The 12,540-nt window shown below is 60.6% G+C and carries 14 protein-coding genes and 1 pseudogene; 7 read left to right on the plus strand and 8 right to left on the minus strand.

All coding sequences use genetic code 11. The annotated features are described in order from the left end of the window. From prfB to SWE17_RS11325, 3 genes and pseudogenes are all read right to left on the minus strand, one after another. Nucleotides 1–155 (minus strand): annotated as a pseudogene (prfB, locus tag SWE17_RS11315) (peptide chain release factor 2); the annotation flags it as partial. A gap of 71 nt (nucleotides 156–226) precedes the next feature. Next, nucleotides 227–757: a hypothetical protein gene (locus SWE17_RS11320; RefSeq protein ID WP_322993204.1), complete on the minus strand. Its 531-nt coding sequence runs from the start codon at nucleotides 755–757 to the stop codon at nucleotides 227–229. A 46-nt stretch (nucleotides 758–803) separates the two neighbouring features. Beyond that, on the minus strand, nucleotides 804–1,718 hold the full coding sequence (locus SWE17_RS11325) for an alpha/beta hydrolase (RefSeq protein ID WP_322993205.1): 915 nt from the start codon (nucleotides 1,716–1,718) through the stop codon (nucleotides 804–806). 25 nt (nucleotides 1,719–1,743) lie between these two features. On the opposite strand from SWE17_RS11325, the gene SWE17_RS11330 reads away from it, so the two are divergent. The 5 genes from SWE17_RS11330 to SWE17_RS11350 all read left to right on the plus strand — a co-directional run bounded on the left by SWE17_RS11330 (nucleotide 1,744) and on the right by SWE17_RS11350 (nucleotide 6,182). Then, nucleotides 1,744–3,504: an acyl-CoA synthetase gene (locus SWE17_RS11330; RefSeq protein ID WP_322993206.1), complete on the plus strand. Its 1,761-nt coding sequence runs from the start codon at nucleotides 1,744–1,746 to the stop codon at nucleotides 3,502–3,504. Between the two features lie 88 nt (nucleotides 3,505–3,592). After that, entirely contained in the window at nucleotides 3,593–4,654 is a 1,062-nt protein-coding gene (locus tag SWE17_RS11335; RefSeq protein WP_322993207.1) for an aldo/keto reductase, read from the plus strand. Nucleotides 4,655–4,676: 22 nt separating this feature from the next. Continuing rightward, nucleotides 4,677–5,168, plus strand: coding sequence for an aminoacyl-tRNA deacylase (locus tag SWE17_RS11340; protein WP_322993208.1), 492 nt, complete (start codon nucleotides 4,677–4,679; stop codon nucleotides 5,166–5,168). Nucleotides 5,169–5,196: 28 nt separating this feature from the next. Beyond that, nucleotides 5,197–5,826 (plus strand): glycerol-3-phosphate 1-O-acyltransferase PlsY, encoded by a 630-nt coding sequence (plsY, locus tag SWE17_RS11345; RefSeq protein ID WP_322993209.1) that lies wholly within the window; start codon nucleotides 5,197–5,199, stop codon nucleotides 5,824–5,826. Next, entirely contained in the window at nucleotides 5,823–6,182 is a 360-nt protein-coding gene (locus tag SWE17_RS11350; protein ID WP_322993210.1) for a RidA family protein, read from the plus strand. Before plsY ends, SWE17_RS11350 begins: the two co-directional genes overlap by 4 nt. Before the next feature lie 74 nt (nucleotides 6,183–6,256). Here SWE17_RS11350 and bktB read toward each other — a convergent pair whose 3' ends face one another. From bktB to SWE17_RS11370, 4 genes are all read right to left on the minus strand, one after another. Then, nucleotides 6,257–7,441 (minus strand): beta-ketothiolase BktB, encoded by a 1,185-nt coding sequence (gene bktB, locus SWE17_RS11355; protein ID WP_322993211.1) that lies wholly within the window; start codon nucleotides 7,439–7,441, stop codon nucleotides 6,257–6,259. A 115-nt stretch (nucleotides 7,442–7,556) separates the two neighbouring features. After that, nucleotides 7,557–8,312: an SDR family NAD(P)-dependent oxidoreductase gene (locus SWE17_RS11360; RefSeq protein ID WP_322993212.1), complete on the minus strand. Its 756-nt coding sequence runs from the start codon at nucleotides 8,310–8,312 to the stop codon at nucleotides 7,557–7,559. 65 nt (nucleotides 8,313–8,377) lie between these two features. Beyond that, nucleotides 8,378–9,712 (minus strand): cytochrome c, encoded by a 1,335-nt coding sequence (locus SWE17_RS11365; protein ID WP_322993213.1) that lies wholly within the window; start codon nucleotides 9,710–9,712, stop codon nucleotides 8,378–8,380. Further along, nucleotides 9,709–10,440 (minus strand): c-type cytochrome, encoded by a 732-nt coding sequence (locus tag SWE17_RS11370; RefSeq protein WP_322993214.1) that lies wholly within the window; start codon nucleotides 10,438–10,440, stop codon nucleotides 9,709–9,711. The genes SWE17_RS11365 and SWE17_RS11370 overlap by 4 nt, the downstream gene beginning before the upstream one ends. Nucleotides 10,441–10,648: 208 nt before the next feature. Here SWE17_RS11370 and SWE17_RS11375 point away from each other — a divergent pair, with 208 nt between their 5' ends. Together SWE17_RS11375 and SWE17_RS11380 are read left to right on the plus strand one after the other, a co-directional pair. Beyond that, the gene (locus tag SWE17_RS11375) at nucleotides 10,649–11,167 is read left to right on the plus strand and encodes a GNAT family N-acetyltransferase (RefSeq protein ID WP_322993215.1); all 519 of its coding nucleotides are present in this window, start codon (nucleotides 10,649–10,651) and stop codon (nucleotides 11,165–11,167) included. Then, complete coding sequence (locus tag SWE17_RS11380) at nucleotides 11,167–12,150, plus strand: tRNA dihydrouridine synthase (RefSeq protein ID WP_322993216.1); 984 nt, start codon at nucleotides 11,167–11,169, stop codon at nucleotides 12,148–12,150. Before SWE17_RS11375 ends, SWE17_RS11380 begins: the two co-directional genes overlap by 1 nt. On the opposite strand, the gene SWE17_RS11385 is transcribed toward SWE17_RS11380, so the two are convergent. Next, nucleotides 12,135–12,455, minus strand: coding sequence for an Hpt domain-containing protein (locus SWE17_RS11385; RefSeq protein ID WP_322993217.1), 321 nt, complete (start codon nucleotides 12,453–12,455; stop codon nucleotides 12,135–12,137). The two genes, SWE17_RS11380 and SWE17_RS11385, sit on opposite strands and share 16 nt — an antisense overlap. Nucleotides 12,456–12,540 lie beyond the last annotated feature (85 nt).

The following is a 12,540-nucleotide window of genomic DNA, read 5'->3' on the forward strand; positions in this document are numbered from 1 at the left end:
GGTCGTTCCAGACCGAGGGATCTTCGAGCGATGCGTTGACGGTTCTCAGCCGTTCAGATTTGGCATCGTAGTCAAAGATACCCCCGTAACTCGTGGGTACGAGCGGTCAGGTCTGTGAGGGATGCGCCGATTTGGTTGATGCGTTCTGCGTCCATGGGGAAAGTGTCCGGTTCGGTAAACCGGACATTTTCTCATGACTTGATGTCTTGGAGGCTGGCTGCAGGGCTTAAAACTGACGCCCATAAGAGAACATCAGCGCCGCATTGCCCAAAAACTTCATTTGAACCGAGTCGTGCGGCGTCAGCTTGTAGCCCACGGCGGGGATGATGGCCGGGTTGAATCCTTTGTAATTCAGGGGCACTTTGTTCTCATAAGGGGCAACGTAGCCATACATCAAGCCCACCGTGACTTTGGCAAACAACTCAGGGACCCCCAGCAAATGGTTGTATTGCTGACCTGCGTACACGTAGACAGATGGCTGACCGAAGGAGTTGCTGAAGAAGCTGACCCCACACAAGCGGTCGCCGGGCAGTTGCTCGTCGACCGCGACCAGCACCACCTTCTTGTGTTCGGGGTTCTGGCTCCAGTGGTGGGTGTAGGGCGAAAACGTCAGCTCTCCCCGGTGAGTGGGTGCCGGCGCACCTTTCACCGCCAAAAAGTCCGGGCAATAGCGCTGGGCTGAATCGGCGTGTGCACTGCCAGCCAAAGTGGCCATGGCGATAGACAAAACGAATCGCAAAGTTTGAAAAATGCGCATGAGAGAGACTGTTTTCAAAATTAAAACGGATTGATTTTAGGTCTTCTCAATCCAAAAACGTTTCGAGGATGCGGGCCAGTGCGTGGGGTTGGTCGTGGTGAAGCATGTGACCCGCATCTTCAATCGTGGCTTTTTCCAGTTGAGGCACCGATTTGAGTCTTTCGTGAAACTCGGCTAAGGTGTATTTGCCTTTCCACCATTGCGACAGTGAGTCATCGGACGCTTCGACCGCCAAGACCGGGGCGCTGATGCGCTGGTACATGGCCAGTGCTTCTTCGACTCGAAATAAATAAGGGTTGATGACCTTGTGGGCTGAATCGCCCAAGATGCGCCATTGGCCATCTGGACCCGGTCGGGCCCAATGCTGTGCCAGCCAGTCGGCTTGACCCTGGCCCAAGCGGCGGTTGGTTTTCATCAATCGGGCGGCAACGCCAGCGGCGTCTGCATAGGGTTTGAGGGCGGTGTCATCTTCGCGTTGGGCTTTGATTTCGTTCAGCCACTGTGTCATGCGGCTGGGGGCTTGAGCGGCGCTTGTCGCCGCCATGCCAAAGCCCTCCAAATTGACCAGCCGCCGGATGCGTTCGGGTCGAGAGCCCGCGTACATCATCACCACGTTGCCGCCCATGCTGTGACCCACCAGATCAATCGTTTGCCCGGGATACAGCTCGTCGAGCAAGGCGTCCAAGTCGGCCAGGTAGTCGGGAAACCAATAACTGTCGGTCGCCGGAGCCTCGGTCAGACCGTAGCCGCGCCAGTCCATGGCAATGATGGGGCGCTGGCTGACAAAAGCTTCGCTGAAGGCGTCCACCATGAATTGCCAGGAGGCAGCCACGTCCATCCAGCCGTGCGCGAGCACCAGCGGCGTGGCGTCGGGCGAGGGTGTGCCCCATTGGCGCACGTGATAACGGCAGCCGCGCAGCGGCACCCAGGAGCTTTGTGATTCGCGTTGAACTTGGTACATACTTTCGATCATAAGGAGACAAACGATGAGCGTCAGTCGCAACCAGGACCGCCCGAGCCCTGCCACCCCGGACCGCTATGCGGCCATTCACCAAGGTTTCGGTTGGAAAGTGCCTAGGCGCTTCAATATGGCGCAGGCTTGCTGTGGGCAATGGGCGGCACAAACCGCCACCGCCAAACGCCAGGCCATACGTGAACATGTGGCGGGGCAAGGCTTGGGGCGCAGCTGGACCTTCGGGCAGTTGCAAGACGACGCCAACCGCCTGAGTCGGGTGCTGAGAGCTCAGGGGGTGCAGCGTGGCGACCGGGTGGCGATCGTCATGCCCCAACGCTTTGAGACCGCCGTGGCCTACATGGCGGTGTTGCAAATGGGCGCGGTGGCCATGCCACTGTCCATGTTGTTTGGCCCTGAGGCGCTGTCCTTTCGCATCAACGACAGCCAAACCCGTGTGGCCGTGTGTGACGAATCGACCATCGAGGCCTTGCGACAGGCCCGCCCGGATTGCCCGGACTTGCAAACCTTGATCGGGGTGGGGCAGGCCGCAGCTCTGGCCGATCTGGATTACGCGCAAACCGTGGCCAGCCAAGCCGCATCGTTCAAAGCGGTGAGCACCTTGGCCGAAGATCCGGCGGTGCTGATCTATACCAGCGGCACCACCGGCAACCCCAAGGGCGCACTCATCCCGCACCGGGCGCTGATCGGTAACTTGACGGGTTTTGTCTGCAGTCAAAACTGGTTCGGATTTGACCCTTTTAAAGCCGAGCGTCCGTCCAAGGCTGTGTTTTGGTCGCCCGCTGATTGGGCCTGGACGGGCGGCTTGATGGACGCGCTGCTGCCCAGCCTCTATTTTGGGCGGCCCATCGTGGCCTTCAACGGGCGTTTTTCACCCGAGGTTGCGTTCGAGATTTTGCAAAGCCATGGCGTGACACACACGTTCTTGTTTCCCACGGCGCTCAAAGCCATGATGAAGGCGGTGCCCGATGTGAAAGCCCGTTACAGCTTGAGGCTGCAAGCCATGATGAGTGCAGGTGAAGCCGTGGGCGATGCGGTGTTTGCCTATGTTCAGCAGCAGATGGGCGTGACGGTGAATGAGATGTTTGGACAGACCGAGATCAACTACGTGGTGGGCAACTGCACGCGTTTGTGGCCGGCCAAACCCGGCAGCATGGGCAAGGGCTATCCTGGCCACCAAGTGGCAGTCATTGATGACGCTGGCCGGATCTGTCCTGCTGGCACGCCGGGCGAGGTGGCTGTCAACCGTTTCGATGTGCACGGTCATCCCGATCCGGTGTTCTTTCTGGGCTATTGGAACAACGCCAAGGCCACCCTCGCCAAATACACGGGCGACTGGTGCCGCACAGGCGACATGGCCGTGGCGGACGAGGACGGCTATCTTTGGTACCAAGGCCGCACCGACGACATGTTCAAGGCCGCCGGTTACCGCATCGGCCCGGGCGAGATTGAGAACTGTCTGGTCAAACACCCGGCCGTGGCCAACGCCGCAGTGGTGCCCAAGCCCGACAAAGAGCGCGGTGCGCTGGTCAAGGCCTATGTGGTCATGTCACCCGATTGCTTGGCCCGCAGGCCAAGTGGGGCAGGCCAAGCCAGCTTTGACGACGAGGTCCGCCGCGAATTGCAGGCCCATGTGAAAGGCCTGCTGGCCCCTTATGAATACCCCAAAGAGATCGAATTCATCGACCAGTTGCCCATGACCACCACGGGCAAGGTGCAGCGCCGGATGTTGCGTTTGCAGGAAGAAGCACGCGCGACAGCGGCGCAGGCTTAACCACATTGAGGCGTGACAAAATCAAACCAACCCCGTTTTTCCCAGCCTAGGGAACTCTGGACGGCTTGAATTCAACACAGGACACATCATGAAACTCGTACAACTCGGTCAATCTGACCTGCAAGTGACCCCGATTTGCTTGGGCACCATGACATTCGGCCAGCAAGTCAACGAAGCCGACTCGCACACCATCCTGGATCGATCGATGGAAGCGGGCATCAATTTCATCGACACGGCCGAGATGTACGCGGTTCCGGCTTCGGCCGACACCTGCGGTGCGACGGAGACTTTCATCGGTCACTGGTTTGCCAAGAACCCTGGCGCCCGCCAGAAGCTGGTTCTGGCCACCAAGGTGGCCGGCCCCTCGCGTGGCATGCCCTGGATCCGTGAGGGCACGGGCATGACGGGGCAAGACATCCTGAACTCGTGCGACGCCAGCCTGCGCCGCTTGCAAACCGACGTGATCGACCTGTACCAGATCCATTGGCCTGAGCGCCATGTCCCGGTGTTTGGCATGACTTACTTTGATCCGGCCAAAGACAAGTCGCTCACCTCAATCCACGAGCAGCTCGAAGCTTTGTCCAAGCTGGTCAAAGCAGGCAAAGTCCGCCACATCGGCCTGTCGAATGAAACACCTTATGGTGTGCACGAGTTTGTGCGTCTGGCCGAACAACTCGGCTTGCCCCGCGTGGCCACCGTGCAAAACCCCTACGCGCTGGTCAGCCGCACTTACGACAACGGGCTGGACGAAACCTGCTACCGCTTGAATGTGTCGATGTTGGCTTACTCGCCACTGGCCTTTGGCTTGCTGACGGGTAAATATGACAACGACGATTTGAAGGGCCCTCTGGTGCCCGATGGTGGCCGTATTGCCCGTTACGACTCGATGCGCAAACAGCGCTGGGGCCGCACCGAGGCGCTGGTGGCAGCCCGCCGCTACAACCAGTTGGCACGCGACAACGGCATGACACCCACCCAAATGGCGCTGGCGTTTTGTTACCACCGCTGGAGTGTGACCAGCACCATCATCGGCGTGACGTCGCTGTCGCAGCTCAACGAAGACCTGGCCGCTTGGAGTACACAGCTTTCGCCAGAAGTGCTCAAGGCGATTGACGACATTCGCTGGGAAATGCGCGATCCAGCTTTGTGACTTGGCTTGGTGATATCGGGCGATGGCCAAGAAAGACAAAGTCAGCGAAACCCCGGCCACAGCGCTCTTGCGCCAGCAGGGGGTGAGCTTCACCGAGCACCCCTACGAGTATCTGGAGCATGGCGGTGCCCAGCACAGCGCCCAAGTGTTGGGCATGGACCCGTTTGCCGTGGTCAAGACCCTGATCATGCAAGACCAGGACGCCAAGCCGCTGGTGGTGTTGATGCACGGCAACCGCAAGGTGTCGACCAAAAACCTGGCGCGGCAAGTGGGCCTGAAATCGGTGGAGCCTTGTGCCCCTGAGGTGGCCAACCGCCACAGCGGTTATCTGGTGGGTGGCACGTCGCCCTTTGCCACGCGCCGCCAAATGCCGGTTTACATCGAAGAAACCATCCTCGGTTTGCCGCGCATTTGCATCAATGGTGGTCGACGCGGTTATCTGGTGGGCATTGACCCTCAAGTGTGCGTGCAACTGTTGGGGGCACAGCCTGTGAATTGCGCACTGGCAGAATGACGCCCGTACAAGAACAAGGGAGCTTTCGATGGACATGTTGATTCCGGTGGCCGTGGTGCTGGCCAGTTATTTGATGGGCTCGCTCAGTTTTGCCGTCATCGTCAGCCGCGTGATGGGCCTGAACGACCCCCGCAGTTACGGTAGCAAAAACCCCGGCGCCACCAACGTGTTGCGCTCAGGTAGCAAGAAAGCCGCCATCCTGACCCTGTTGCTCGATGCGGTGAAGGGCTGGTTGCCGGTCGCGATGGTCTTGACCTGGGGACCGGAACACGGTTTGGGCGTGAGCGTGGCGGCATGGGCTGGCTTAGCGGCCTTTTTGGGGCACCTGTACCCCGTGTTCTTTGGTTTTGTCGGTGGCAAAGGCGTGGCCACTGCGGTGGGCGTTTTGGTGGGCGTCAACGGTGCCTTGGCCTTGGCCACGGTGCTCACATTCGCCATCGTGGTCTATTTCAGCCGCTACGTGTCGCTGGCCTCGATGGTGGCCGCTGTGTTTGCGCCCGTGTTTTATCTGTTCGGTGACGGCGTGGCTTGGGATGCGAGTGCGACCGAGGTTTTCTGCCTGGCCGTGATGGCGGTGCTGCTGGTGTGGCGGCACCGTGAAAACATCAACCGCTTGCTGTCCGGAACCGAGTCGAAATTGGGAAAGAAAAAAGAATGAACCACGACATCCAGCGTTTGCACGTGGCAGCCCGCTACAGCGAGGCGGCCATTTTCAATGGTGTGGTCTATTTGGCAGGCATGGTGCCCGAGTGCGAGGCCACCGACATCCGCAGCCAGACGGCCGATGTGCTGCGCCAGATCGAGCAGCGCCTGATTGAGGCGGGCAGCGACAAAACCCGAATCCTGCGCACACAGATTTACCTGAAAGACATCTCCGACATCACGGCCATGAACGAGGTGTGGGATGCGTGGGTGGTTGCGGGAAGCGCACCGCCCCGGGCCACCGTGCAGGCGGCGCTGGCCAATCCGGCCTACTTGATTGAGGTGGTGGTCACGGCGGCGGTCAAGGGCTGACGCCGCTGTCATGCGCCCCCGAAAAAAATGGGCCTCTGCGGAGGCCCATTTTTGTTCAGATCAGACCCGAGGCATCACATGCGCTCAAAAATCGCCGCAATGCCTTGCCCGCCGCCGATGCACATGGTCACCAGTGCGTAGCGGCCGTTCACGCGCTGCAGTTCATACAAAGCCTTCACGGTGATCAATGCACCCGTGGCGCCAATGGGGTGGCCCAGGGAGATGCCCGAGCCGTTGGGGTTGACCTTGGCAGGGTCCAGGCCCAGTTCACGCGTCACGGCGCAGGCTTGGGCGGCAAAGGCTTCGTTGGCCTCGATCACGTCCAGGTCGTTCACACTCAGGCCGGTTTTCTTGAGCACGGCTTGTGTGGCCGAGATCGGGCCCACGCCCATGATCTTGGGGTCTAGGCCTGTGTGGGCATAACCGACCAAGCGGGCCATGGGCTTGGCGCCCCGAGCCTTGGCGGCACCGGCTTCCATCAAAACCAAGGCCGCAGCAGCATCGTTGATGCCCGAGGCGTTGCCAGCGGTCACTGTGCCGTTTTCTTTCAAGAACACAGGCTTGAGCTTGGCCATGTCTTCAAGCTTGCAGCCGGGGCGGAAGTGCTCATCGGTGGCGTAAGCGATCTCGCCTTTTTTGCTCTTGAGCATGACCGGCATGATCTGGTCTTTGAAGTAACCGGCAGCGGTGGCGCGTTCGGCGCGGTTGTGGCTTTCAACGGCCAACGCGTCTTGCATCTCGCGGGTGATGCCGTATTTGGCGGCCACGTTTTCAGCCGTCACACCCATGTGGATGGTGTGGAAGGGGTCGTGCAACGCGCCGACCACCATGTCGACCATCTTGGTGTCACCCATGCGGGCGCCCCAGCGGGCCGACAGCGAAGCGTAGGGGCCACGGCTCATGTTTTCAGCGCCGCCGCCAATGGCGATGTCGCAGTCACCCAGCATGATGGACTGGCTGGCGCTCACGATGGCCTGCAGGCCCGAGCCGCACAGGCGGTTCACGTTGAAGGCGGGCGTGCCTTCGGCGCAACCACCGTTGATGGCGGCCACGCGTGACAGGTACATGTCTTTGGGCTCGGTGTTGACCACATGCCCGAACACCACATGACCCACGTCCTTGCCTTCTGTGCCTGCGCGTGCCAAGGCTTCGCGCACGACTTGTGCGGCCAGATCGGTGGGGGCGATGTCCTTCAGGCTGCCGCCATAGGTCCCAATGGCGGTGCGCACACCGCTGACAACAACAACTTCACGGCTCATGAGAGGTCTCCTGGATATAAAAAATGACAAATGGCTAAGGTTTACAACGCCGATCAGTGTCAGGCGCAATGGCTACAGAGGCCTGACAAGTGGCGCAGTTCGGTGAGTGAGTCTTTTAGCCCCGCACGTCGGCCACCGGTTCGCGGCCGAAGTCGGGCCGGGCCAAAAAGCGCAAAACTTGCTCGGCCGCCTGCGCGGGCGAACTGAGTTGGCCCTGGGCTTTGAGTTGCAAGAACTTTGATTGATCCGGAAAAGCCTCTCCAGCCGCACCGCGCAGTTGTACCTGCATGTCGGTGTCGATCACGCCGGGAGCGAGCGAGCAGACTTTGGCACCGTTGGCGTGCAGGGCTTCGTCCAAGGCCAAGCAGCGTGTGAAATGGTCCATGCCCGCTTTGGCCGCGCAGTAGCCCGCTTGCGAGGCCATGGGGAAACGGCCAAGGCCCGATGAAATGTTGAGCACTTTGCGCGGCAGGGGCCAGCTTTCTGTGGCCCCCAAAAACGCCGCACTCAAGGCCATGGGGGCTTCCAGTCCCACGCGCAGTGCCAGTGCCAGATCGGCGGGCTGGGACTGGCGCAGCGGGGTGATGGGGGGGATAACGCCCGCGTTGTTGATCAGGCTGGCGCTGGCGAAATCCTGAGGGTTCTGGCTTACCAGCCACTCGCGCAGCCGCATGCTGGCAGCTTCGCCGTCGGCCAGATCGTGTGTCCATTGCGTGAGGGGGACATTCGCCTTCAGGGCGGCCGAGGTCAGGTTGGGGTTGGCGTGGCGCGAGAGGCACAGCAGGGCGTTGCCGGGCTGCAGCAACTGCTCAGCCATGGCCAAGCCCATGCCGCGTGAAGCGCCGGTCAGGATGTACAGGTGTCTTTTCATGCAGGCCATGTTAGGGACTTCGGCCCGATCTGGCAGTGCCGCAGTTGACAGGCCTGGGTCTGGGCTCAGCCGCCTTGTGCGGCGCGAATCCGGTTGACCTGAAGGGGCGTGACTTCGTCTGCTTGGTTGCCCCATTGGGTGCGCAAGTGGGTCAACACGGCGGCGATGTCGCGGTCATCTAATTCAAGCAGAGATGGCGGCATGCCAAATGGCCGAGGGTGACCTGCTGTAGCCGGGCCATAGCCGCCGTACAACACGAGTTGCACCAGGTTGGTGGGGTCCTTCAGGAGCACAGCACGGTTACCAGCCAGAGCGGGGTAGGCCACTTCGCCTGAGGTGGTTTTTACACCCGCGCCTTGCTCACCATGGCACTGCAGGCACTGGCGTTCGTACACCTTGGCACCTTGGTTCGCCACTTGCAAGGTGATGCGCTTGGGCTTGGTATCCACCGTCTGGCTTTGGGGGGCCATTTGGGTCCGTGATTTCAAATAAAGCGCCATGGCTTGAAGGTCCGCTTCGGAGAGGTGCTGCAGGCTGTGCTGAACCACCTCGCCCATGGGTCCATTGGCTTGTGCGTTCATTGATGCGCCAGTTCTTAACAAGCGCACGATCTCAGGCAAAGGTGTGCTGGCCATGCCACTTTCGGCGTCGCGGGTCAGATCAGGGGCATACCAGTTGAGCACGGGGATGAGCCCGCCCGACAAATCGTTCACCGCGCCACTGGCCCCCAGTGCGTTGCGCGGGCTGTGGCAGGCGGCGCAGTGGCCCAGGCCTGTGACCAAATAGGCGCCACGGTTCCATTCGGCAGTTTGGGCCTTGTCGGTCTCAAAGGGGCTGGGCTGAAAGTAAAGGCTGCGCCACACGGCCAAAGCAGGCTGCGTGCCCAAGGGCCAGACCAAGGTGTTGGCAGGCTGAGCCTGCGCTACCGGGGGCAGGGTCTTGAGCCACGCAAATACAGCGTCGCTGTCTTCTCGCGTCATCACACTGGTGTGGTTGTAGGGGAAAGCCGGGGTCAGCAAACGACCGCCCTTGGAGCGTCCCAGGTGCATGGCTTGCCAAAAATCTTGGGCGGTCCAGCGGCCCAAACCCGTGTCGGGGTCCGGTGTGAGGTTGCTGCTGTACACGCCGCCAAAAGGGGTGTCAATGCGACGACCGCCCGCCATCGGGCTGCCGCCCCGAGTAGTGTGGCAAGCCATGCAGTTGCCTGCCAAAGCCAGGTATCGGCCATGTTCAAGCTGGGCCTTTGTGTCCATGACCCGGGCTGTAGGGCCGGCTTGGGACGGGAGCATCAGGTCGCCCCAGTTGTCTGCCACCACGCCCAAGGCCAAAACGATCACACTGAGCCCAGTGACCCACAGGAATCGTTTGACCGGGTGCATGTTCTGAATGGCCTTTTTCATGGTCGGCCCCCTGAATGGGCTTGGCGTGCGGCTGTGAGTTCCGGCGCACTGCCGCAGCGCAGACTTTCAGGCAAAGCAGGCCCAGCGGGTGGACGATCGGCTGGCCGGGTGTCTGAAGGCAGTGGTTGCCGGGCCAACCAACTGGACACCGCGATCAGGTCTTGAGCCGGCATGCGCTTGACGATCTCGGCCATGCAATCAGGGGCGTGAGCGCGGCGTTGTCCGGTTTGCCAAGCACCCAGTTGGGCGTTCAGGTAGTCCAGCGGCAAGCCCAGCAGGCCGGGGACGTTCGGCTGAACCCCTGTCAGTCGAATGCCGTGGCATTGGGTGCAAGCGGGTAGCCCCCGAGTGGCGTCCCCTTGCGTGACCAATTGCTGGCCTTTGGCCAGGCGCTCGGGGGTGATGGCATTGTTCGTCGTGGGTGCCGGGTAGGGCAGTTTCAGGTCGGCAAAGTACTGTGCCATCTCTCCCAGATATGCATCGGTCAAAGGGTCGACCAAGCGGGCCATCAGGTCGTAATGGCGGCGGCCTTGGGCGAAGTTGCGCAACTGGTTGTGCAAATAACCGGCGGGCTTGCCTGCCAGGCGAGGGTAATAGCCATCAGGACCAGCACGGCCCTGGTCGCCGTGGCAAGCGGTGCAAGCACGGGTGCGCTCGGCCATATCGTCGGTGAATCGGGCGGGGGTTTGTGCGGTGACGGGCGATGCCAGCAGGACTGTGGTGGTCATCAACACCCCAAGAATTGCTCTCTTCAATGTAGGAAAAATGCGCTGTCTTGCGTGTTCAATCCGCTGGCCCGCGCTCAGCCCAGTGTAAAAATGACGTGCGTTGAAAAAAGTCCTCATGGATTGACGATAACCGAAGCGGCGACAATGTCGGGTTTTCGTCGAATGCCCATGCTTTTGGCGTCCTGTTCTTTTCTTTCCTGTTCAAGTCATGTCCGATATCCAAGTCCGATTCGCCACCCTCAAAGACGCCCCCGCAGTGGCCGCATTGCATGTGAGCGCCTGCCGCGCCGCCTACGCAGGACAAGTGCCTGACGCCCATTGGGATGCCACGCCCATGCCCAAACGCGTGTCGTTCTGGAAAGAGGCCATCGAATACGGCGAACCCCAAGTCATGGTGGCAATCGATGGTCAAGAGATTGTGGGTTTTGTGGGTTTTGACCGTTCTCGCGACCCGAAATCCAAGAACACCACGGGCGAAATTTGGGCCATTTATGCCGCGCCCGACCGCATTGGCCAAGGCATTGGCCTGGCCTTGTGGGACGCTGCCCGCGAAGGCCTGCAAGACGAAGACTGCACCGACGTGACGGTTTGGCTGCCCTTGCTGCACGAACAAACCTTGCGCTTTCACGACTTGGCAGGTTTCAAGCGCGAGATGAATACCGCCCGCACCGTGCCTCTGGGTGGCGTGAAAGTTGAAGAAGTGCGCCTCAAGCGCAAGCTCGGCTGATGTCCCTGATTCCTTCTGGGGCCCGCATTTTGCTGGCCCCCATGGAGGGCTTGCTCGACCACACCCTACGCGACATGCTCACACGGGTGGGCGGGGTGGATTTGTGTGTGTCCGAGTTCATCCGCGTGACCAACACCGTGCTGCCGCGCCGTGCCTTCATTCGTGTGGCGCCGGAGTTGCTCAACCAAAGCCGCACCGTGGCGGGCGTGCCGGTCCGGGTGCAGTTATTGGGGTCTGACCCCGATTATTTGGCGGCGAATGCTGCCGCATTGGCCCAGCTAGGGCCTGCTGGCATTGACTTGAACTTTGGTTGTCCGGCCAAGACGGTGAACCAGCACCGGGGAGGCGCGGTCTTGCTGGACGAGCCCGAGCTGGTGGGGCAGATCGTGGCGGCAGTGCGCCAGGCGGTGCCTGCGCACATTCCGGTGTCGGCCAAGATGCGCTTGGGCTACAACGACGACAGCCGCGCCGAAGAGTGTGCCTTGGCCATAGAAGCCGCAGGGGCCAGCGATTTGGTGGTGCACGCGCGCACCAAGGCCCATGGTTACCGTCCGCCTGCCTATTGGGAGCGCATTGCCGATTTGCGCCAGCATGTGCGCATGCCCATGGTGGCCAATGGAGAAATTTGGACTTTGGCAGATGCTTTGCGTTGCCGCGAAGTGACCGGTTGTGATCGCCTGATGATCGGCCGCGGCATGGTGGCCGATCCGGGGCTGGCTTTGGCCATTGCGCAGCACGACGCCCTGTCAACTGGCACCGTGCAAAGTGGTGTGACGTGGATGCAAATCGTGGGTTTGATGCAATTGTTCTGGCAGGGCATTGCCCTGAGGGTGGCGCCGCGCCACCGGGCAGGACGCCTCAAGCAGTGGCTCAATTATTTGCGCCGGGTGTATCCAGAGGCCCAAGACGCCTTTGATCAGCTGCGTTTGTTGCACGACCCGGCCAAGATCGACCAGTGGCTGTCCGCTCAGGCGGCTGGGTGAAGGCGCAGGTGCGTGGCGACTTCGGTCCGGAGTGTTTCAAGCTGAGGAGCCAGGTGCTTGTAGGCAGCGCGGACGTCCGATGATTCGGCGTGTTTGCTCAGATGTTCCACATTCACCACCAGCTCCACCAAGCTGTCGACACAAAAAACGGGTGTGAAGCCTTTGAGTTGGTGCAGCAAACGGTTGGCGCCATGCATATCGTCTTGGTCCAGCAGCGCTTGAATGCGCGGCAAGTCTTCGCCCAGGGTTTGGTGCAAGGTATTGAGCAAGGTCAAGACCCCGTTGGCATCCCCAATGAATTCCATGGCCCTGTCAATGGACAGATATATCGGTTCGGCAGATGAGCTCATAAAGTCAAGAGGGGAGTATCCAATTAGGTTACAAATTGTA

This window comes from Limnohabitans sp., from assembly GCF_034680285.1.
Taxonomy (GTDB): domain Bacteria; phylum Pseudomonadota; class Gammaproteobacteria; order Burkholderiales; family Burkholderiaceae_C; genus Limnohabitans_A.